The sequence below is a fragment of the Microbacterium oryzae genome (assembly GCF_030406385.1).
Classification (GTDB): domain Bacteria; phylum Actinomycetota; class Actinomycetes; order Actinomycetales; family Microbacteriaceae; genus Microbacterium; species Microbacterium oryzae_A.
The window spans coordinates 157,292-177,250 of record NZ_JAUEPM010000004.1 but is presented as its reverse complement, the minus strand read 5'-3'; the positions used below and the strand labels follow the sequence as shown (position 1 = coordinate 177,250).

Here is a 19,959-nt window from a genome sequence, read left to right as displayed (position 1 = left end):
ACGCGCCTAAGCAGGGAAACTGTGCGCAGAGCGTTTACGGCGGATCAAACGAATCCGGCACCGATAGAAAGCGCTCTGCTTACTCACGCGCCCGCCCGCGGCGACCGGCCTGCCGAGCACAGCCCAGGCCATCCGGCCCGAGAGCCGAGCGAGCGCGTCTGTCAATCCCCTCGCTGGCCGCGATGCCGACGAGAAGGCTCGCCCTATGCAGAACGAAGCGGACGACAAACTGGCCCAGGAGAACGCGCAGGGATCCCCGGAGCGCCTGCCCGATGGTCCTGCGGGCCTCGGCTCGAGCGATGGCGAGGTGCCGCCGGACGCGGTCCGCGGCCCTCTCAGCGGCGCAGGCGAGGGCGACAGTCAGAACCAGGACGGGGACTCCGTCGACGTGGAAGACCTGCCCTGACCCGAGCATCCGCGCCGGGCGCCGCGGGGACCAGCGGGGGCGATCCTTCGGGATCGTCCCCGTTTCGTGTCCACGCCCTGACTCCGAGTGGCCGCTGTCAACCGTCTCCTCCGCGCGCCCGCACCCCGGCTACCGTGGCGGCAGCCGTGCGGCAGCCGTGCGGCAGCCGTGCGGCAGCCGTGGCGGCAGCCGTGCGGCGAGCCGAAGCCAGACGATCCGAGGAGCGAGCATGACCGACAGTGACGAGCGCTACGACGTCGTCTTCCACATCGCCGTCGAGGACGACTGGGAGCTGAGCCGCGCACCCGGCATGTACCGCGTATCGACGCGCGGGATCCCCTTGGAGGAAGCCGGCTTCATCCACGCGACGACCGAGGAACGCGTCGACGACGTCGTGGCCAGCGAATTCGGCGACAGCTCACTGCCGCTCGTGGCCGTCGAGCTCGACGTGGCCGCGCTCGAAGCGGCGGGAGTGCAAGTGCTCATCGAGGACGGGAGCCCATCGATCATGGGCCCCATCCCGATGACCGACGACGTGATCGTCTCCGAACGTCCTCTCTACGACTGATCGGATGCCCGTCGGCCGGATTCGACAGCGGCGCGCGCTTCGGCCAGGCCGGCGAAGTCCGCGATGCGCTCCGAGTGCGCGTCGAACGCGGCGAATCCGCCTCCCGGCAGCTTCTCGATGAAACCCATGAACGCTCCGCCCCGGTTCGCCACCTGAAGGCCGCCCGGAACCGGGCACCATGTCGTGTGCGTGCCGTGATCCGCGATGGTCATGACTGCATCTCCTCTACTCGGCGACGACGCTCCTCGCGTCGCGGCGCAGCGGTCCACCCTGACCGCTCTTCCACCATAGGCACGGTGTCGTGGCATTCGCATCCGCCTTGTGGGGGAGGCCGACCAGTGCTACCCGAGCGAACCAGCGCAAGGGGCAGACGGGATGCCGCGAATGGAATATGGTCGCCGGAGGAAGAGCGCCGAGGAGGACCCATGGGACCGCACGACATGAGCGACGAGGAGAAGCGTCGCGATCAGCTGACGTCCGCCCCGGAGGCGACGGAGGAGGACGCGAAGCCGCGCATCGACGTCACCCGTCGCGACGGTGTCACCCGCATCGACGTCCGTGACGACGCGGCGGTGCGACCAGGGTTCGGGCAGCCGGGCGAAGACGAGCCGCGGGGCTGATGGTCCGCCTGCTGCTCGTCCGCCACGCGACGGCGGACTGGCCAGATGGCGTCGACGACCTCGAGCGCCCCGTGACGGCGCAGGGCGCAGCGGACGCCCGTGATCTAGGCGCCTATCTCGCCGCGCACGGCCTCACACCGGATGCCGCGCTCGTCTCCGTCGCCCGCCGCACGAGGCAGACGTGGGAGCAGCTCGCATCGGAGCTGCCGACCGCTCCCGTCGCGCAGTTCGAGGACGACGCCTATGCGGCGTCGGCGCGGCGCCTCCTGCAGGTGGTGCGCGAGCGCGGCGGCGATGCGGAGACCGTGCTGGTCGTCGGCCACAATCCGGGCATCCACGACCTGGTGGCGGTGCTGTCGGCCGATCGGGAGCGCGTGCCGCTCAGCTACCCGACGACGACGCTCGCCGTGCTCGACCTGCCCGCAGACGCATGGCCCGGGGTCGAGGTCGGCACGGCGAGTGTCGAGCGCGTGGTGGTGAAGCGCTCCCGCTGACTCAGCGCTTCCGCTGACTCAGCGCGAGCGGTTCGCGCGGGGCGTGCGGTTCTCGGCGCTGACCATCCAGGACAGCTGCTCGAGGCGCTCGAGGACGGCGTGCAGGATGTCCGCGGTGGTCGGGTCCTCCTCGTCCACGTCGTCATGCACATCGCGGCATGTCTGGCAGACGGCGTCGATGCGCTCGGTGATGAGGTCGATGACCTCGCTCGTGGCGATCTCGCCCTGCGGGAACTCCGGCAGCGTCGTGCCCTCGGCGACGGTGTCGCTGCGCCCGTCGGGCAGCGCGTGCAGCGCGCGCATCCGCTCGGCGATGGTGTCGGAGAACTCGCGGGCGGACTCGATGACCTCGTCGAGCTGGAGGTGCGTGTCGCGGAAGTTCGTCCCGACGACATTCCAGTGGGCCTGCTTGCCCTGCAGCGAGAGCTCGATGAGGTCGACGAGCACGGCCTGGAGCCGCTCGCTCAGCTCCTTCGAGGCGGCGAAGCCGTGCTCCGCGTTCTGCTCCTTGGTGACGTCGGCGCCGCTTCCGCCGCGTGCCGGGCGCCGGCGGTTCTTCTCCGTCGTGCTCTTCGATGCGTTCGCGGTGTCGTTCTTGGTCTCAGCCATCGTGTTCCTTCCGGTCGCGTGGATGGCCAGGTTACGAAGGAGCGGCGACGGCTGTCGCGGCCTTGTCGCGCGCGCCCGGTCGTGTTAGCCGCGCATCCGGTCGGCCGCGACGTCCGTGGCCGGCCCTATCGTGGGAAGCGCCGATGACGCTGTCGGCATCGATCGAAAGGACACTCGATGAGGACCGTCCCTCTCGGACCCACTGGCCAGCAGGTTCCCAACGTCGTCGCGGGTCTCATGCGGATCTCGGACAAGACCGACGAGCAGATCCGCGAGCTCGTCGACACCGCCCGCGGCGCGGGGATCGATTTCTTCGATCACGCCGACATCTACGGCACCGAGCCGCACCAGTGCGAGCGGCGGTTCGCAGAGGCGATGCAGCTCTCCTCGTCCGAGCGCGCGGAGCTCACCATCCAGACGAAGTGCGGGATCGTGCGGGAGGGCCCGTACTTCGACTTCTCCTACGAGCACATCATCGAGTCGGTCGAGGGATCCCTGCGCGCCCTCGAGACCGATTACATCGATGTCCTCCTCCTGCACCGCCCCGACGCTCTGGTCGAGCCCGACGAGGTGGCCCGCGCGTTCGACGAGCTGGAGTCGGCCGGCAAGGTGCGCGCCTTCGGCGTCTCGAACCACACGCCGCGCCAGATCGATCTGCTGCGCACGTCCGTGCGACAGCCGATCGTGGCGAACCAGGTGCAGCTGTCCATCACGCACGCGCCGATCATCGCGCAGGGGATCGCCGCGAACATGGCCGGCGTGGAGCAGTCGCAGGTGCTCGACGGCGGCGGTCTCGTGGAGTACAGCCGGATCAACGACATCACCCTCCAGGCGTGGTCGCCGTTCCAGTCCGGCTTCTTCACGGGGGTCTTCCTCGGCTCGTCCGACTATCCCGAGCTCAACGCGGTCATCGACCGCCTGGCCGCGCAGTACGAGGTCGACGCCATGGCCATCGCCACGGCCTGGATCACGCGTCATCCCGCCGGGATGCAGGTCGTGCTGGGAACGACGACGCCCGAGCGGGTGGCGGCCGCCGCTGCCGGCAGCGACATCCCGCTGACGCGCGCCGAGTGGTACGAGCTGACGCGGGCGGCCGGGCACCGGGTGCCCTGACAGGCAGGGGCGGGCGGATGGCCGGGGCCGGTCTCTCAGCGACGGGCCGGTACCGTCGTGGCATGCGTCGACCCGCCCTCGTACCGCTGCTCGCCGTCGGTCTGCTGTCGGCCCTCACGGGCTGCGCCCAGGCGACGCACGTCGCGGCAGACGCGCTCGGTGTCCCGGTCGAGGAGATCTGCGCGACCGCGGATGACGCGTACGGGCAGTACCGGCAGGCGGTCGGCCAGGTCGGCGTGACGCAGGAGCAACTGGGCGCCGCTCGCGATTCGCTCGTGCAGACCCTCGACGACCTGGCCGACGACGTCGGGGGACAGATCGGGGAGCTCATCCGCACGCAGTCCACCGCGCTGGCGGGCGTCTCGGACCTGTCCGCACCCGAGAGCATCGCCGCCATCGAGCAGGCGAAGTCCGCGCTCTCCGCTGTGTGCGAGTAGTCGCCTGCCACGCCTCGTAGGATCGAGGAAGGCCCGGCCACCGCAGGACGGCGCCGGACGGGGAGGCGCGAGATGCGCGGAAGCGGTACGACCTGGGTGCTCGTCGACGGCGAGAACATCGACGCGACGCTCGGGACGTCGATCATCGGCCGCCGTCCGCAGCCCGAGGAGCGTCCCCGGTGGGATCGGCTGATGTCGTTCGCCGCCCGGCAGTGGAACCAGTCATCCCGCGGCGTCTTCTTCATCAACGCGTCCCAGACCATCCCGCAGAGCTTCGTGCAGGCGCTGAAGGCGATGGACTACGAGGTGGTCCTCCTCTCCGGCGCGCCGGACGAGAAGGTCGTCGACATCGCCATTCAGCGCACGCTGCAGGCGCTCGTCGGGCGCGAAGATGACGTGATGCTCGTCAGCCACGACGGAGATTTCCTCGACGACGTCGCGGCGCTGATCGGCGGCGACCGGCGGGTGGCGGTCGTCGCGTTCAACGAGTTCCGCAACGCCGGCTACTCCGCGCTGCCGGGCCTGCACCGCTTCGATCTCGAGTACGACGCGGCCGTGTTCGACGCGCAGCTGCCGCGTCTGCGCGTCATCCCGATCGCCGAGTTCGACCCGACGACCTTCCTCGGCGCGTAGCCCGCGAGAGCAACCGCGCTCAGTCGCGGATCACCGGGACCTCGCCGGTGAGGGCCGCTCCCGGGGCGTCCTCGCTCGCCTTGCGCGCGGCGAGGGCGGTGCCGATGCTCGCGACGACCACCAGCGCGACCGCCACGATGCGGAGCGCGCTCATCTCCTGACTCAGCATGAGCCATCCCGCTGCGGACGCGACGACCGGCTCGAGGCTCAGGAGCACGCCGAACACGCGCTGCGGCAGGCGCCGGAGCGCCAGGAGCTCGAGGGTGTACGGCACGACCGAGGCCAGCAGCGCCGTCCCCGCGGCCAGCGCGAGGAGGTGGGGCTGCGCGAACGAGGCCTCCGCCGCGGGCACGCCGAAGGGCAGAAGCACGACCGACGCGACGACGAGCGCGACGGCGAGACCGCCCATCCCCGGCACGAGCTGGCCGACTCGGGCGCTCGCGCGGATGTACAGCGCCCAGAACACCGCGGCGATGAGCGTGAACACCACGCCGAGCCTGTCGAGCGCGACGCCGAGCGCACTGTCGACCCCGAGCAACGCCATGCCGACCAGCGCGAGCGCGACCCAGGCGAAGTCCAGCAGTCGCCGGGTGAGCACCGCGGCCAGAACGAGCGGTCCGAGGAACTCGATCGCGACGGCCGTGCCGAGCGGGATGCGCTCGAGCCCGGCGTAGAAGAAGCCGTTCATGCCGGTGAGCGACAGGCCGAACGCGATCACGACCAGCCACTGCGAGCGGTTCCAGCTCCGCACCCTCGGGCGCACGACGACGAGCAGGAGGAGGGCGGCGATGGTCAGTCGCAGTGCGGTCACTCCCCACGACCCCAGTGCGGGGAACAGCTGAACGGCGAGCGCCGCGCCGAACTGCAGGGACACGCAGGATCCGAGGACGAGGGCGACCGAGCTGCTCATCGACGATCGTGTGGTCACCCCCTCAGTCTCCCTCGGCCCTCTGCCGCCCCGTGTCAAGGCCTGCCGTGAGCCGAGGCTCCGCGGGCAGACTCGCCGCATGCCTCGCCTGCGCCGCACCTCTCCTCAGGATCGGGGCTGGACACGTCGCCGCTCGGGCAGCGGATTCACCTACCTCGACGAGAACGGCGAGCGCCTGCCGGCCGAGGCCGTCGAGCGGATCAAGGCCCTGGCCATCCCGCCCGCCTGGAAGGACGTGTGGATCACGCCCTATCCCAACGGCCATCTGCAGGCGGTCGGAACGGACGACGCCGGGCGCCGGCAGTACCTCTACCACCCGCAGTGGCGCGCGCGTCGGGATGCGCTCAAGTTCGACCGAGTGCTGGATTTCGGGGCCGCACTGGGGCTCGCGCGTCCCTCCATCCTCGGCGAGCTCGCGCTGGACGGCATGCCGGTGAACCGCGCCTGCGCGGCCGCGGTACGGATGCTCGACATCGGCTGCTTCCGCATCGGCGACGATGTGTACGCCGACAAGAACGGGAGCTTCGGGCTCACCACGCTCGAGCGCGCGCACGTGCGGCGCTCGGGGGATGCGCTGGTGTTCCGCTTCCGTGGCAAGTCGGGTGTGAACCACCGCATCGAGATCGCCGACCCGGGCGTGGTCGCGGCGATCGAGAGCATGCGCCGGCGCCGCGACGGCGAGCCGGCGCTGCTGGCCTACCGGGATGCGACGGGATGGCGGCGCCTCACGGCGACCCTCGTCAACGACTACGTGCGCGCGTCGACCGGGGCGAACGCCACCGCGAAGGACTTCCGCACCTGGCACGCGACGGTGCTGGCCGCGACCAAGCTGGCTGAGCGCTCGCTCGAACTCGACGAGCGCGCGAGCACCACGAAGAAGCGGAAGGCCGTCACCGCGACCATGCGCGACGTGGCGAGCTTCCTCGGGAACACCCCGACCATGGCCCGCACGTCGTATGTCGACCCGCGTGTGGTGTCGGCCTTCGACGAGGGGCGCACCATCGCCGAGGCGGTGCGCCTCGAGCATGCCGATGAGATCGCCCGGCAGACCGCGCTCGAGGCGGCCACGCTCTCGCTCATCCGCGACTGACGGATGTCCGGGCCCGCCCGTAGGGTCGGGGCATGACCGAGTACGTGGCGCTGCTGCGCGGAGTGAACGTCGGCGGCATCACCGTCCGCTCGGCGGATCTGAGGACGCTGTTCGTCGAGCGCGGGTACGCAGACGCCCGCACCTACCTCGCCAGCGGCAACGTGCGGTTCTCCGCGGATGGCGATGGTCGCGCCCTCAAGGGCGACCTCGAGCGGGCGCTGGCCGAGCGCTTCGGGTACGACGCGTGGATCGTCCTGGTGACCCTCGCGGAGATGCGCGCGGCGCTCGACGGCTTCCCGTTCGACGCGACGGATGACGCGCGCCAGCCGTACGTCGTGTTCTGCGCCGACGCCGCGGTGCGCGAGGAGCTCCTCGCGAGCGCGGAGCCATCCGACGAGGACCCGATCGCACCGGGGCCGGGTGTCGTCTACTGGACGCCGCCGAAGGGGGCCAGCGTCGACACGGCGTTCGCGAAGCAGCTGGCGAAGCCGCGCTGGAAGGCAGTCACGACGACGAGGAACCTCCGCACGGTGGCGAAGATCTGCGCCTGAGCCGGGCCGGAAACAGCCGAACGGGCCCACTGTGCGTCAGGCCCGTTCGAAAGGTATGGCAGACGAGGTGGCGGTGCGAGCGTCAATCCCGTCGATACCCCTTCAGCGTCTCCCGGCCCGCCCGATCGCGACAGCGGCGAGAAGGACAGGGTCCGAAAGGATCCCGCCAGTGCCCGCGCCGGATCGCCGCGGCAGACTGACGAGATGGATCCGCTCGATGCGCTGGCCGAGATCGCCTACCTCCTCGAGCGCGAGCGTTCGTCGCGCTACAAGTCGAAGGCGTTCCGACGTGCCGCCGATGTCATCGCATCGCTCGCGCCCGAGGAGCTGCGTGATGCGGCGTCGCTCCGCCGGCGCGAGGGGATCGGGGAGACGACCTTCCGGGTCATTCAGGAGGCGCTCGCGGGTGACGTGCCGGCCTACCTCGCCGATCTCCGCGAGCGCACCGGCGTCGCCGGGCGCAGCGAGCTGCGAGCATCGCTCCGCGGCGACCTCCACAGCCACTCCGAGTGGTCGGATGGCCTCACCTCCATCGATCTGATGGTGGCGGCGGGTCGTCGGCTGGGGCACGAGTACCTCGCCCTCACCGATCATTCGCCGCGGCTGCGGGTGGCGAACGGGCTGTCGCCGGAGCGGCTGACGGCGCAGCTCGAGGTGGTGACCGGCCTCTCCGGCGACGGCATCACGCTGCTCAGCGGCATCGAGGTCGACATCCTCGACGACGGCGGCCTGGACCAGGAGGACGCGCTGCTGGGGCGGCTCGATGTCGTGGTCGCGAGCGTCCACTCCCACCTGCGCGCAGATCGCCGCGACATGACCCGCCGGATGCTCGGGGCCATCCGCAACCCCCGCACGCACGTGCTGGGGCACTGCACGGGCCGCCTCGTGGAGGGTTCGCGCGGCACGCGGCCGCCGTCCGAGTTCGACGCGGACGCCGTGTTCGACGCGTGCGCGGAGCACGGCGTAGCGGTGGAGATCAACTCGCGGCCCGAGCGCCAGGATCCGCCGGACGAGCTCATCGCGCTCGCGCTGGAGAAGGGGTGCCTGTTCTCGATCGACAGCGACGCGCACGCGCCCGGCCAGCTGTCGCTGCTGGACTACGGCGCCGAGCGCGCGGAGCGGGCGGGAGTCCCGGCCGACCGCGTCATCACGACCTGGCCCCTGGAGCGGCTGCGCGCGTGGCTCGAGCGGGAGCGGTGAGTCTCATCCGCGGACGTCAGGTCTTCCGGCGGCGCGTGGCCGACCGCGGCGGTGCGGCGCGCAGGTGCTCGGTCACGCGCCCGAGGATGCGCGCGAGGTGAGCGGCGTCGCCGTCTGACAGCGGTGCGAAGAGCAGTCGGTGGACCGTCTCGATATGTCCTGGGAACACGGCGGCCAGCACCTCGCGGCCGTCATCGGTGAGGGCGACCGCAGTGCTGCGCTCATCCTCCGAGGACAGCGACCGCGTGATCAGGCCCCGGTCTTCGAGCAGAGTGGCCTGGTAGGTGAGTCCGCTGCGGCTGTACACGACGCCGTCGGCGAGGTCGGTCATGCGCAGATGGCCGTGGGGGGCGTCGTTCAGCCGCGCGAGGAGCTGGAACTGCACATAGCTCAACCGCCCCGCCTCACGCAGCTGCGCTTCGACCGCGGGGCGCAGGAGGCTTCCTGCTTCGGTGAACGCCAGGTAGGCGGTCAGCTGCGTGGGCGTCAGGGATCGGGGCGCGTCGGTCATGACGTCCACTCTAATAGTTGATTCATATTCGAAGCAGTGCTACGGTCCACCTAGCGCTTCGAATTCGAAGCAACTACAGAAGGGATGACATCATGAAGGCAGTGCAGTTCTCCGAGGTGGGCGGTCCCGAGGTCCTCCGGATCGTGGACATCGATCGGCCGGAACCCGGCGCGGGGCAGGTGCGCATCCGGGTCGCCGCGTCGGCGTTCAACGCGGCGGACGCCGGGATGCGGGCGGGCTTCCTGCCGATCCCGGTCCAGCTGCCGCACGTGCCCGGCTACGACGTCTCCGGAACGGTAGACGCCGTCGGCGATGACGTGCGGGGAGTCGCGATGGGCGACGCGGTGATCGCGTTCCTCCCCATGGAGCGGGACGGGGGCGCGGCCGAATTCGTTCTCGCCCCCGTCGAGGCCGTGGTCGCGGCGCCGAAGACCCTGCCGCTCGCGGACGCGGCAGGATTGCCGTCTGTCGCGCTGACCGCGTGGCAGGCCCTCTTCGACGAGGGCCACCTCGAGCGGGGTCAGCGGGTCCTCATTGTGGGAGCAGGCGGTGTCGTCGGCAAGTACGCAATCCAGCTCGCCAAGCGTGCCGGCGTCCACGTCATCGCCACGGCGAGCCCGCGCAGCAGCGACGCGGTCCGCGCCGCCGGCGCTGACCAGATCATCGACCACACGACGACAGACCTGCTCGATGCACTAGACGATCAGGTGGACGTGCTGCTCAACCTCGCGCCGATCGACCCCGACCTGTTCGAGACCTACGTGCAGGTCGTGCGGAATCGTGGCGCTGTGGTCAGCACCACGGCGTTCATGGCCACCCCCGGCGACGCGGCACGCGGGGTCCGCGCGGCGACCGTGTTCGTTCTCCCGAACCGCGATCGGCTCACCCAGCTGGTCGGACTCGTCGACGAGGGCGCGCTCGCCGTCGAGGTGACCCGGCGCATCCCCCTCGACGAACTTCCCGCGCTGCATGCCGAGGCCGCCGAGGGCCGGATCGCCGGCAAAGTCGTCGTCCTCGCCTGACCGCTCCGCTCGAGGACGGGCCGGCGCGGTGGGCACCTAGCCTCATCCGCCGCGGGTGAAGGTGCGGCGGTAGTCGGTCGGAGTGGTGCCGAGGATGCGCTGGAAGTGCTGCCGCAGGTTGGCCCCGGTGCCGAGGCCGACGTCGGCGGCGATCTGCTCGATGCCGAGCTCCGACCGCTCCAGCAGTTCGCGCGCGAGATCGATGCGTGCGCGCATCACCCACTGCATGGGGGTGTAGCCGGTGTCCTCGAGGAACCGGCGTGAGAAAGTGCGCGCGGACACCGCGGCGTGACGCGCGAGCGTCTCGAGCGTGAGCGGGTCGCCGAGGCGATGGAGCGCCCACTCCCGCGTCGCGGCGAAGCGCTCGCCGATGGGCTCGGGCACGCTGCGGGGCACGTACTGCGCCTGCCCGCCGCTGCGGTACGGCGCCGCGACGAGGCGGCGGGCGGCGTGATTGGAGGCGGCGACGCCGAGATCCGCCCGCAGGATGTGCAGACACAGGTCGATGCCGGACGCCGCGCCGGCGGAGGTCAGGACGCTCCCCTCGTCGACGAACAGGACGTTCTCATCCACGCGGATGCGCGGGTGCCCACGGGCGAGCGCGCGCGTGTAGTGCCAGTGCGTGGTCGCGCGGCGGCCGTCGAGGAGGCCGGTCGCCGCGAGCGCGAAGGCGCCCGTCGAGATGGCCGCGAGCCGGGCGCCGCGGGTGTGCGCGGCGATCAGCGCGTCGACGACGGCCGCCGGGGGGTCGTCCTGATCGGGGCGGCGGTAGCCCGGGATGAAGACGAGATCCGCCCACTCCAGCGCCTCGAGCCCGTGGGCCACGTGATACGACAGGCCGTCGCCACCGGTGACGAGTCCGGGCGCCGCGCCGCAGACGCGCACCTCGTAGGGCATGCTCGCGCGCGTCGTGAACACCTGCGCGGGGATGCCGACATCGAGCGGCTTCGCGCCCTCGAGCACCACGACGGCCACGCGCCGGAGGTCCGCGGCGGGATCGGTCACCGCACTACTCTCGCACGCGGGCGACGCCGATCAGAGGTGCACGAGGGCGTCGTCGGGGCGCCGGTCCTCGTCGCGGTGCGAGACGAGCACGACGACCCGGTCTTCGGTCGCGGCGCGGACGTCCGCCATCATGGTCGCGGCGGTCGGGGCGTCGAGGTGCGCGGTCGGCTCGTCGAGGAGGATGACATCGGCTCGCGCCAGCAGCGCCCGCGCGACCGCGAGTCGCTGGCGCTCGCCGCCGGAGAGCGCGGAGCCGGCCGCTCCCACCCGCGTGCTCAGGCCATCCGACAGCGAAGCGAGCAGCGGTCCGAGCCCGACCCGGATCAGCGCGTCCTGCAGCGTCGCGTCGTCGAGTGCCTCGTCATGGCCGCGGGCGAGGAGGAGGTTGCCGCGGAGGGTGGAGTCGAAGACGTACGCGTCCTGCGGGCACCAGGCCACGCGGCCACGCCAGGCGCGCTCGTCGAGCGACGTGAGCGCGGCGCCGTCGGCGCGGATCGCGCCGCGTGCGACGGGAAGCGCGCCCATGATCGCCGAGAGCAGCGTGGACTTGCCCGACCCCGACGGCCCCGCGACGACGAGCCAGCGCCCGGCGGCCGCCGTGCCCGAGACATCCGACACGGCCGGATGGTCCGCGCCGGGATACTGCACGGCGACGGCGTCGAGGTCGACGGCGTGCACGGGACCCTCGGGCTGCTGCTCGCCCCACGCGGCGGTGGGCGCGGGACGCAGCACGGGAGCCAGGCGGCCGATCACCTCGCGCAGGGCCGGTACGCGCTGTGCGGCGGCGACGAATCCGGCGAGCGGGTCCAGGAGCGCGAGTGCGAGGAGGGCGATGACGGAGGCGCTCTCGGCGGGGACGCCGGGGGAGAGCGGCGCGACGACGACCGCGAGGATGGCCGTGGCCGCGGTGACGACGGCGGTGCCGAGCCCGCCGGCCCAGGAGGCGCGGCGTTCGGCGTCCGCGAGTCGAGCGGCGGCGGCGTCGAGCGCGTCGAGCGCGGCGGGGGCCATCCCGTTGCCGCGGAGGTCGGCGGATGCGGCGGCAAGGGCGGCGGTGCCGCGGACGATCTCGGATCGGGCGGCGACGCGAGCGCGCCCGGCGCCCCGCTCGGCGACGGACGACAGCCAGGCCGCGAGCGCGAGGGCCGCGGTCAGCACGACGAGGACGGGCACGGTCAGGTGCGGCACGACGAACCAGGTCGTCACCACCGCGCCGAGCGCGGCCAGCACGCCGATCGCGAGCGGTGCGACGACGCGCGGCAGCTGGTCGCGCAGGTCGTCGGCGAGCGTGACGAGGTAGTCCAGCGGCGCGCCGCCCTCGAGGAGGCGGCGGGATCCCGCGCCGCGGGCGGCGATCGCGCGCCACAGCCGCAGGCGCAGTCCGTCGACCGTGCGGAACGCCGCGCGGTGCGTGACGAGCCGCTCGGCGTACCGGCCGACCGAGCGGCCGATGCCGAACGCCCGCACGCCGACGATCGCGACGAGGAGGTACATGATGTACTCCTCCACGTTCGCGCGCACGATCAGCCATCCCGACACCGCCGTGAGCGCGAGTCCGAGTCCGGTGGCGACGACGCCGAGCCCGACCGCTCCCGCCCATGCGGGAAGCTCGGGCCGGAGGAGCGAGAGCAGGCTGAGGCCCCTCGCCTGATCCGCCGTGTCTCGGTTGCTGCGGGTATGCCGCTCCGATAGCCGCGCCGAGTGAGACATGGGGGCGGGTGCGGGGGTGCCCATGTCTCGGTCGCTGCGGGTATCGGGGGCGGATGGCCGCGCGGAGTGAGACACGGCCGCGGGGGCGACCGGGGTGAGGGCGAGGGTGAGCGTCGCGAGGGCGAGCGTCTCCGGCTCGTGGCTCGCGAGGACGACGGTCGCCCGCTCCGCGCGGCGACGGATGGCCGCGCGCACGCGATCCGCCGACGTCCGGTCGAGATGCGCGGTCGGCTCGTCGAGCACGAGCAGGCGAGCGCCCGCATCCACGCGCGCCAGGGCGCGCGCCACGGCCAGACGGCGGACCTCGCCCGGGCTCAGCTCGGCGATCGACGCGGCTGCCACGTGCGCGAGGCCGAGCTCGTTCAGCGCACCGAGCGGGTCCGCAGCGCCGTAGAGGGCGAGCTCCTCGGCTGGAGTGCCCGCGAAGCCGCGGGGGGCCTGCGGTGCCCAGCCCACGCCATCCGCCCCGAGGCCCACGATCCGCCCGGTCACCGCAGCGTCGGCGGGGAGTGTGCCGGTCAGCGCCGCGAGCAGCGTCGACTTGCCGGCGCCGCTGCGCCCGACGACCGAGACGATGCCGGAGAGGTCGGTCGTGACCGGGGCGAAGGCGTCGTGCTCGCGGCCGGCGTACCGGACGGCGAGGTTCTCGATCCGGACCGCCGCGGAGGCGCCGCCGTCGCGGACGTCCCGCGAAGCGGGCCGCGCCAGCAGCGCCTTCGCGCGGTCGAGGGCGGCGAGGCCGTCCTGCGAGGCGTGGAACGCAGTCCCCACCTCCCGGAGGGCGGCGTAGCATTCGGGCGCGAGGACGAGAGCGAGGATGGCCGGGGCCAGCTCGACGGTGCCGTTCAGCAGGCGGATGCCGAGGAGCACCGCGACGAGCGCGACGGAGATCGTCGCGATGAGCTCGAGTGCGAGCGCGGAGAGGAATGCCCAGCGAAGGGTCTCCTGCGTGCGCGTGCGATAGGCGCGCTGGATGCCGTCGAGGGCATCCGTCTGCTCCTCCACCCGGCCGAGGCCGACGAGCACGGGGAGTCCGCGAGCGAGTTCGGCGAGGTGGTCCGCGAGACGCGTGAGAGCCGAGAGCGCGGCGTCGGTGCGCTGCTGCGTGTGCTTGCCGATGAGGATCATGAACAGCGGCACGAGCGGCACGGTGAGGACCACGACGCCCGCGCTGATCCAGTCGGCGCCGAGGATCCGCAGACCCACGACAAGCGGAACGACCGCCGCGGCGATGAGCGCGGGGATGGACTGCACGTAGTAGTCGTCGAGGTCGTCGAGTCCGTCGGCGGCCAGCACGGCGGTGCCGCCGCCGGACGCGTCACCGCCCGCGATGCGTCGCCAGAGCCGGGAGCGGAGGTCGCGCTTCACCTCGCTCGCGACCCGACGCGCCGTGACGGCGGTGGCCCATTCGGCGCCCGCGCGCAGCAGCGCTCCCAAGACTCCGGCGATGAGGATGGCGCGCGCGGCCGCGGTGTCGAGGCCGCCGGCGGCGAGGGCGGCGATGCCGCGGGCGATGGCGTCGGCGATGAGGACGAGGCCGAGCGCTCGGAGCGCGGCCAGCGCGCCGAGGGCGACGAGCCGCGCACGGGGGACCGGGCCGATGTCGGGGCGCCGGAAGCCGGGCGCACCCGCGGCGCGCTTCGCCTCGAGGACCCAGGGGTCGACGTCGGGTCGCGTCGTTTCGTCTCGCTCCGCTCGCTCAACGTCCGGACGGAGGGTCCGGATTTCGTCTCGCTCCGCGTCCCCCTCTCGGACGTTGAGCGAGGGAGCGCCAGCGACCGAGACGAAACGGGGTGAGCCGTTGTCGAGGGCGGGCTGCGGCGTTTCGTCTCGCTCCGCTCGCTCAACGTCCGGACGAAGGGCCCGGATTTCGTCTCGCTCCGCTCGCTCAACGTCCGGACGGAGGGCCCGGATTTCGTCTCGCTCCGCTCGCTCGGCGTCCGGGGTGGTCATGCCGCTCACTTGGCGCGGAGGATCGCCGGGAGCACGACGTGCACGTCCGGGATCATCCCCGGGGTCACCCGACGGCGGAAGACCCAGTAGCTCCACGCCTGGTAGACGAGGACGACCGGAAGGCCCACGCACGCGACGACGGTCATGACCCCCAGCGTGTACTGGCCGCTCGACGCCGTCCACACGGTGAGGTCGAAGGCCGGGTCGATCGTCGAGGGCAGCACGCGCGGGAACATGCCGGCGAAGATCGCGGTGACGCCGAAGACGCCGAACCCGGCGTACCCGATGAAGGCGCGGCCCTCACGGCGGCGGCGCGCGTTCGACCATCCCCAGACCGCGGCCGCCACCGCGAGCACGACGAGCGCCCAGGACAGCAGCGTGCCGCCGTGCGCGAACTGCACCCACAGCGCCCAGACCGCGGCGGGGGTCAGGCAGAGCGGCGCCCATCGAGAGGAGAACCGGCCCGCGCGGGCGCGGACGGGTCCATCCGACTTCAGTGCGAGGAAGGTCGAGGAGTGCGCGAGGGCGAAGCCGACGACCGCGAGGCCGCCGATGATCGCCGGCGGCGTGAGCCACACGAACGGCCCGCCGACGCGGTTGCCGTTCTCGTCGAGTGGCAGGCCCGTCGAGGTGAGAGCGAGGGCTGCGCCCACGCAGAACGTGACGATGACCGAGCCGATGCCGATGCACCGCGTCCAGAAGCGCGCCCACCGGGCGGTCGCGACCTTGCCGCGGTACTCGATGCCCACCGCGCGGATGATCAGCCCGATGAGGGTGATCGTCAGCGGGATGTAGAGCGCGGAGAACAGCGACGCATACCAGTGCGGGAATGCGGCGAAGGTCGCAGCTCCCGCGGTGATGAGCCACACCTCGTTGCCGTCCCACACGGGGCCGATCGTGTTGAGCATGACCCGGCGGTCGCGCTCCTCGCGGGTGCCGAAGAGCATGTGCATGCCGACGCCGAGATCGAAGCCCTCCAGCAGGAGGTAGCCGGTCCAGAGGGCGGCGATGGCGATGAACCAGAAGACGGGAAGAGCATCCATGGGGGTTCCTCTGCAGTCGATCAGTAGGCGAACGCGAGCACGTCGTCCCGCGGTCCGTCGCCATCCGGATGGTCGTCGCGATCATGCGCGGGAGCGAGCTCCGGCATGGCGCTCGCCACCCCGCCGCGCACGTACTTCACGAGCAGGAAGAGCTCGAAGACGAGCATCACCGCGTACACGGCCGCCAGCGAGATGACGGAGAACAGCAGCTCGCCGGCCGTGACGCCGGGCGACACGGCCGCCGCCGTGAACATGAACACCCCGTCGACGCCCGTGGCGTCGGGGTTCGGTGCGACGACGAACGGCTGGCGGCCCATCTCGGTGAAGATCCAGCCCGCGATGTTGGCCGCGAACGGGGCGAGGATGCCCAGGAGCGCGAGGCGCATGATCCAGGGCGAGCGCGACACGGTCCCCTTGCGGGTGAGCCACAGCGCGATGACGGCGGCGCCCGCGACGATGCCGCCGAGCCCGATCATGAGCCGGAAGCCCCAGTACGTGATCCACATGACCGGTACGTACTGCACCTCGCTGCCGGCCCGGTCGCCGTAGAGCGCGTCGTCGGGGATGGTCTCGCCGTACTGGTCGACGTACTGCGGCTCGAGGTCGCTGATGCCGGGCATCTCCGCGCCCCACTCGCCGGTGCCGAGGAAGCCCAGGACGCCGGGGATCTCGATGAGGGTGACGACATCGGAGCAGTCCGACGAGCCGGGGTCGCCGAGGGACAGCACGGAGAAGGACGAGCCGGTGTGGCAGGCGGCCTCCGCCGCGGCCATCTTCATGGGCTGCTGCTCGTACATGAGCTTGCCCTGGACGTCGCCGGAGATGACGGTGCCCGCGAAGCCGAGGATGGCGACGACCGCGCCGAAGCGGAGCGACCACAGCCAGACGCCGTGATCCTTCTCGTCGCGACCCGGGACATCCGCTCGTCCGACGATGACGCGCCCGTCGTCGTCGACGGAGTCGATGCCGTCGTGGCGCCGCCGCCACAGGTGATACCAGGACAGCCCGAGAAGGAACATGCCGGCGACGACCAGCGCGCCGAGGATCGTGTGCGTGAACGCGGCGATCGCGGTGTTGTTCGTCAGCACCGCCCAGATGTCGGTCATGACCGGGCGGCCGTCGTCGCCGAGCTCGACGCCGACGGGGTGCTGCATCCACGAGTTCGCGACGATGATGAAGTACGCCGAGACCCAGGAGCCGACCACGGCGCACCAGAGAGCGGCGAGGTGGATGCCCTTCCGCAGGCGGCCCCATCCGAAGATCCACACGCCGAGGAACGTCGACTCCACGAAGAACGCCAGCAGCCCCTCGAGGGCGAGCGGGGCGCCGAACACGTCGCCGACGAACCTCGAGTACTCGCTCCAGGCCATCCCGAACTGGAACTCCTGGACGAGGCCGGTCGCCACGCCGACGATGAAGTTGATGAGGTAGAGCTTCCCCCAGAACTTCGTCATGCGCAGGAACCGCTCATCGCCCGTGCGCACCCAGGCGGACTGGAAGATCGCGACGCTCATGCCGAGCCCGATCGTGAGCGGGACCATGAGGAAGTGGTAGACGGTGGTGATGCCGAACTGCCAGCGGGCGATGTCGAGGACGTCCACGCGGGTTCTCCTTCGGGGGGATCGGGTCGGGCGCCTCGCTCGACCACGTCTAATTCTACGCCTTGTAGAACTAGTTCGACTGATCGTAGAACAAGTTCGACCGGGGGTAGAATTGCGGCAGATCACGACCGGTGCGGATGGCCGTGGTCGCGAGGATCGGGAAGCAGGGAGGTGCGCATGGGAACGCTGGGCGAACTCGAACGCGCCGTCATGGACGCGGTGTGGGATGCGGATATGCCCCTGACCGCGTACGACGTCAAGGACCGACTCGAGCTGGAGCAGGGGCGCGCGCTCGCCGCGACGACCCTGCTGACCGTGCTGTCGCGCCTCGAGAAGAAGGGCTTCGTCGCCTCCGATCGCTCCGTGCGGCCGCATCGCTACACGCCCGTCGCCTCGCGCGCGGACCACGTGGCCGAGCTCATGCACGAGGTGCTCGGCGAATCCGCCGACCGGATGGCCGTGCTCGAGCGGTTCGTCGGCGGCGTCTCCGAGGAGGACGCGGCCGTGCTCCGCAAGCTGCTGCGCGGCGCGGTCTGAGCGAGCGCCCGTGACGCGCTTCGCGGCCGACGCCGTGGCCTCCGGGCTCGACGGGGCCCTCGTCATCCCGCACGAGATGATCGTGTGGAGCGCGGTCGCGCTCGGCCTCTTCGCGCTCGCGCTGGCCTGGCCCGTGCCGGTCGTCCTGTCGCGGGCGGTGTGGCCGATGCGGGCGCCCGTCATCGCGCTGCTGCTGTGGCAGGCGATCGGCCTCGCCGGCGGACTGTCGATGATCGGCGCCCTCGCGCTCGCCGGCTACGCGGCCGCCCCTGGCCGCCATCTGCTCGCGCTCGCTCCTGCGGGGGCCTTCGCGCTGTACCTGCTCATCCACCTCGCCGTGACGATCGTGCAGGTGGTGCGCCAGCGCCGCCGCCACCTGTCGCTGCTGGATCTGCTGTCGTCGCCGCACCCGACGCGTGCCCGCACGCGCGTGCTCGACGACGCCGTGCCGGTGGCGTACTGCCTGCCGCGCGGCGTCGGCTCGGTGACGGTGCTGTCGCGGGGGCTTCTCGACCGCCTCGACGCCGACGAGCTCGTGGCGGTCATCGCGCACGAGCGCGCGCACGTCGAGCAGCGGCACGACCTGCTGCTGCTGGCCTTCCGCGCCTGGCGTGCGGCGCTGCCGTGGTTCCCGATCGCCGCACGCGCGGAGGCCGAGGTCGCCGCGCTCGTGGAGATGCTGGCGGACGATCATGCGCGACGCGAGGTGCGCGACGAGGTCCTGGCCAGGGCCATCCTGCATGTCGGCGCCCCGGGCGTCGCCGGCGCCGAGGTCGTGGTGTCGGGATCGACGCGCGTGAGCGACCGCTTCCGCCGCCTCGCCGCGTAGTCGGTCGCGACCTCAGACCGAGCCGCGGACCACGACGCGCGGCCGCACCGGCGGGAGGATCGGCTGCTCGCCGGCGAGGACGGCGTCGATCTGCTCCGGCCCGATCTGCGGATGGTCGCCGTCGCTCTGCGAGACGGTCGTGAGCTGCGGGTGGGTGCGACGGGCGAGCGGCAGGTCGTCGATCCCGATGACGGCGAGCTCGACCGGCACGGCGATGCCCGCGCGGCGCGCGGCGCCGAGCACGCCCACGGCCACCTCGTCGTTGTACGCCGCGACGGCCGTCGCCCCCGCGGCACGCAGCCGCACGAGCTCGGCGGCCAGCGGCTCCTGCTCGGCGAGCGGGATGGCCGTGAGCGCGACCCCGCGTGCGGTCGCCTCTGCGCGGGCGGCGGCCAGCCGCAGCTCGGAGAGCCCCGCGAGCTCCGGCTCGGGCGGCGCGACGTAGACGAGCGACCGATGCCCGTGCTCGGCGAGATGCGCCACCTGCAGCGTCGCCATCACGCCGATGTGGTCCTGCGACGATGCCGCCACGACGCGCGCGACGCCCATGCCCTCGAGCCGAGCGACGAGCGCGGGATCCAGATCGCCGAGAGCCAGCACGACCTCCGGGCGCAGCCGCTCGGCGAGCGCGACGAGCACCTCGCCGCCTGCGTCGGCGCCGGTGTACTGGTTCACCACCGGCACGTAGCCGCGCTCGACGAGTGCGCGCGACAGCGCGCGGGTCGCGTTCGCGACGAGCTCGCCGTGGGGGATGGTGCTGGTGTCGATCACGACGATGCCCGTGCTCCCCGACGCGAGGGCGCGCGCATGGACGCTCGGCACGTAGCCGAGGTCGGCGGCCGCCTGCATGACGCGTCGCCGGGTCGTCTCCGGGATCGTCTGTCCCGGGGTGTCGTTGAGCACGTAGCTCACGGTGGCGCGAGAGACCCCGCTCGCGGCGGCGACGTCGGCGGCGGTCACCCGGACGGCGCGGGTGCCGCGGGAAGAGGGAGGGGCCATGCGCTTCCTTGCGTTCGGAAAGGGCTCGGGGTACATTCAACCCCATACTGAAGCGCGTAAGCGACCTCGGCGACGAGGTCCGGCACGGACCGAGAAAGGC

At 72.0% G+C, this 19,959-nt stretch carries 22 protein-coding genes; 13 read left to right on the top strand and 9 right to left on the bottom strand.

Going from position 1 to position 19,959, the window contains the following annotated elements; all coding sequences use genetic code 11:
* The first annotated feature begins 205 nt into the window (after window positions 1-205).
* Entirely contained in the window at window positions 206-406 is a 201-nt protein-coding gene (locus QWJ90_RS08380; protein ID WP_290107253.1) for a hypothetical protein, read from the top strand.
* Between the two features lie 229 nt (window positions 407-635).
* Window positions 636-974, top strand: a complete 339-nt coding sequence (locus QWJ90_RS08375) for a DUF952 domain-containing protein (protein WP_290107252.1) — start codon at window positions 636-638, stop codon at window positions 972-974.
* Here the strand turns inward: QWJ90_RS08375 and QWJ90_RS08370 are convergent.
* Window positions 965-1,186, bottom strand: coding sequence for a hypothetical protein (locus QWJ90_RS08370; protein WP_290107250.1), 222 nt, complete (start codon window positions 1,184-1,186; stop codon window positions 965-967). The genes QWJ90_RS08375 and QWJ90_RS08370 overlap by 10 nt on opposite strands.
* 213 nt (window positions 1,187-1,399) lie before the next feature.
* On the opposite strand from QWJ90_RS08370, the gene QWJ90_RS08365 reads away from it, so the two are divergent.
* Window positions 1,400-1,594, top strand: coding sequence for a multidrug transporter (locus tag QWJ90_RS08365; RefSeq protein ID WP_290107249.1), 195 nt, complete (start codon window positions 1,400-1,402; stop codon window positions 1,592-1,594).
* Complete coding sequence (locus QWJ90_RS08360) at window positions 1,594-2,088, top strand: SixA phosphatase family protein (RefSeq protein ID WP_290107248.1); 495 nt, start codon at window positions 1,594-1,596, stop codon at window positions 2,086-2,088. The genes QWJ90_RS08365 and QWJ90_RS08360 overlap by 1 nt, the downstream gene beginning before the upstream one ends.
* 18 nt (window positions 2,089-2,106) lie before the next feature.
* On the opposite strand, the gene QWJ90_RS08355 is transcribed toward QWJ90_RS08360, so the two are convergent.
* Window positions 2,107-2,697, bottom strand: coding sequence for a Dps family protein (locus QWJ90_RS08355; protein WP_290107247.1), 591 nt, complete (start codon window positions 2,695-2,697; stop codon window positions 2,107-2,109).
* A 177-nt stretch (window positions 2,698-2,874) separates the two neighbouring features.
* On the opposite strand from QWJ90_RS08355, the gene QWJ90_RS08350 reads away from it, so the two are divergent.
* The 3 genes from QWJ90_RS08350 (at window position 2,875) to QWJ90_RS08340 (ending at window position 4,880) form a co-directional block, all read left to right on the top strand.
* On the top strand, window positions 2,875-3,810 hold the full coding sequence (locus QWJ90_RS08350; RefSeq protein ID WP_290107246.1) for an aldo/keto reductase: 936 nt from the start codon (window positions 2,875-2,877) through the stop codon (window positions 3,808-3,810).
* A gap of 62 nt (window positions 3,811-3,872) precedes the next feature.
* Window positions 3,873-4,247 carry a hypothetical protein gene (locus QWJ90_RS08345; RefSeq protein WP_290107245.1) on the top strand — a complete coding sequence of 125 codons (375 nt, stop codon included), beginning with the start codon at window positions 3,873-3,875 and terminating at the stop codon, window positions 4,245-4,247.
* A 72-nt stretch (window positions 4,248-4,319) separates the two neighbouring features.
* Complete coding sequence (locus tag QWJ90_RS08340) at window positions 4,320-4,880, top strand: NYN domain-containing protein (protein WP_290107244.1); 561 nt, start codon at window positions 4,320-4,322, stop codon at window positions 4,878-4,880.
* A gap of 19 nt (window positions 4,881-4,899) precedes the next feature.
* Here QWJ90_RS08340 and QWJ90_RS08335 read toward each other — a convergent pair whose 3' ends face one another.
* Window positions 4,900-5,808, bottom strand: coding sequence for an EamA family transporter (locus QWJ90_RS08335; protein WP_354670427.1), 909 nt, complete (start codon window positions 5,806-5,808; stop codon window positions 4,900-4,902).
* A 79-nt stretch (window positions 5,809-5,887) separates the two neighbouring features.
* Here QWJ90_RS08335 and QWJ90_RS08330 point away from each other — a divergent pair, with 79 nt between their 5' ends.
* From QWJ90_RS08330 to QWJ90_RS08320, 3 genes are all read left to right on the top strand, one after another.
* A complete protein-coding gene (locus QWJ90_RS08330) occupies window positions 5,888-6,898 on the top strand; it encodes a DNA topoisomerase IB (RefSeq protein ID WP_290107243.1) in 1,011 nt (336 codons plus the stop codon).
* Between the two features lie 32 nt (window positions 6,899-6,930).
* Window positions 6,931-7,449, top strand: coding sequence for a DUF1697 domain-containing protein (locus QWJ90_RS08325; RefSeq protein WP_290107242.1), 519 nt, complete (start codon window positions 6,931-6,933; stop codon window positions 7,447-7,449).
* Between the two features lie 204 nt (window positions 7,450-7,653).
* Window positions 7,654-8,649, top strand: coding sequence for a PHP domain-containing protein (locus QWJ90_RS08320; protein WP_290107240.1), 996 nt, complete (start codon window positions 7,654-7,656; stop codon window positions 8,647-8,649).
* Between the two features lie 16 nt (window positions 8,650-8,665).
* On the opposite strand, the gene QWJ90_RS08315 is transcribed toward QWJ90_RS08320, so the two are convergent.
* The gene (locus tag QWJ90_RS08315) at window positions 8,666-9,160 is read right to left on the bottom strand and encodes a MarR family winged helix-turn-helix transcriptional regulator (protein WP_290107239.1); all 495 of its coding nucleotides are present in this window, start codon (window positions 9,158-9,160) and stop codon (window positions 8,666-8,668) included.
* A gap of 92 nt (window positions 9,161-9,252) precedes the next feature.
* On the opposite strand from QWJ90_RS08315, the gene QWJ90_RS08310 reads away from it, so the two are divergent.
* The gene (locus tag QWJ90_RS08310; protein ID WP_290107238.1) at window positions 9,253-10,182 is read left to right on the top strand and encodes an NADP-dependent oxidoreductase; all 930 of its coding nucleotides are present in this window, start codon (window positions 9,253-9,255) and stop codon (window positions 10,180-10,182) included.
* A gap of 42 nt (window positions 10,183-10,224) precedes the next feature.
* Here QWJ90_RS08310 and QWJ90_RS08305 read toward each other — a convergent pair whose 3' ends face one another.
* Genes QWJ90_RS08305 through QWJ90_RS08290 form a run of 4 tightly spaced genes read right to left on the bottom strand, consistent with a single transcriptional unit; the run spans window position 10,225 to window position 17,494 of the window.
* Complete coding sequence (locus tag QWJ90_RS08305) at window positions 10,225-11,187, bottom strand: GlxA family transcriptional regulator (protein ID WP_290107237.1); 963 nt, start codon at window positions 11,185-11,187, stop codon at window positions 10,225-10,227.
* A 30-nt stretch (window positions 11,188-11,217) separates the two neighbouring features.
* Window positions 11,218-14,850: a thiol reductant ABC exporter subunit CydC gene (gene cydC / locus QWJ90_RS08300; RefSeq protein ID WP_290107236.1), complete on the bottom strand. Its 3,633-nt coding sequence runs from the start codon at window positions 14,848-14,850 to the stop codon at window positions 11,218-11,220.
* Window positions 14,851-14,855: 5 nt separating this feature from the next.
* A complete protein-coding gene (cydB, locus tag QWJ90_RS08295) occupies window positions 14,856-15,893 on the bottom strand; it encodes a cytochrome d ubiquinol oxidase subunit II (protein ID WP_290107235.1) in 1,038 nt (345 codons plus the stop codon).
* Between the two features lie 20 nt (window positions 15,894-15,913).
* Complete coding sequence (locus QWJ90_RS08290; RefSeq protein WP_290107233.1) at window positions 15,914-17,494, bottom strand: cytochrome ubiquinol oxidase subunit I; 1,581 nt, start codon at window positions 17,492-17,494, stop codon at window positions 15,914-15,916.
* Between the two features lie 177 nt (window positions 17,495-17,671).
* Here QWJ90_RS08290 and QWJ90_RS08285 point away from each other — a divergent pair, with 177 nt between their 5' ends.
* Together QWJ90_RS08285 and QWJ90_RS08280 are read left to right on the top strand one after the other, a co-directional pair.
* Window positions 17,672-18,031 (top strand): BlaI/MecI/CopY family transcriptional regulator, encoded by a 360-nt coding sequence (locus QWJ90_RS08285; RefSeq protein WP_290107232.1) that lies wholly within the window; start codon window positions 17,672-17,674, stop codon window positions 18,029-18,031.
* A gap of 10 nt (window positions 18,032-18,041) precedes the next feature.
* Window positions 18,042-18,860: a M56 family metallopeptidase gene (locus QWJ90_RS08280; RefSeq protein WP_290107231.1), complete on the top strand. Its 819-nt coding sequence runs from the start codon at window positions 18,042-18,044 to the stop codon at window positions 18,858-18,860.
* Window positions 18,861-18,872: 12 nt separating this feature from the next.
* On the opposite strand, the gene QWJ90_RS08275 is transcribed toward QWJ90_RS08280, so the two are convergent.
* A complete protein-coding gene (locus QWJ90_RS08275) occupies window positions 18,873-19,859 on the bottom strand; it encodes a LacI family DNA-binding transcriptional regulator (protein ID WP_290107230.1) in 987 nt (328 codons plus the stop codon).
* Between the last annotated feature and the right edge of the window lie 100 nt (window positions 19,860-19,959).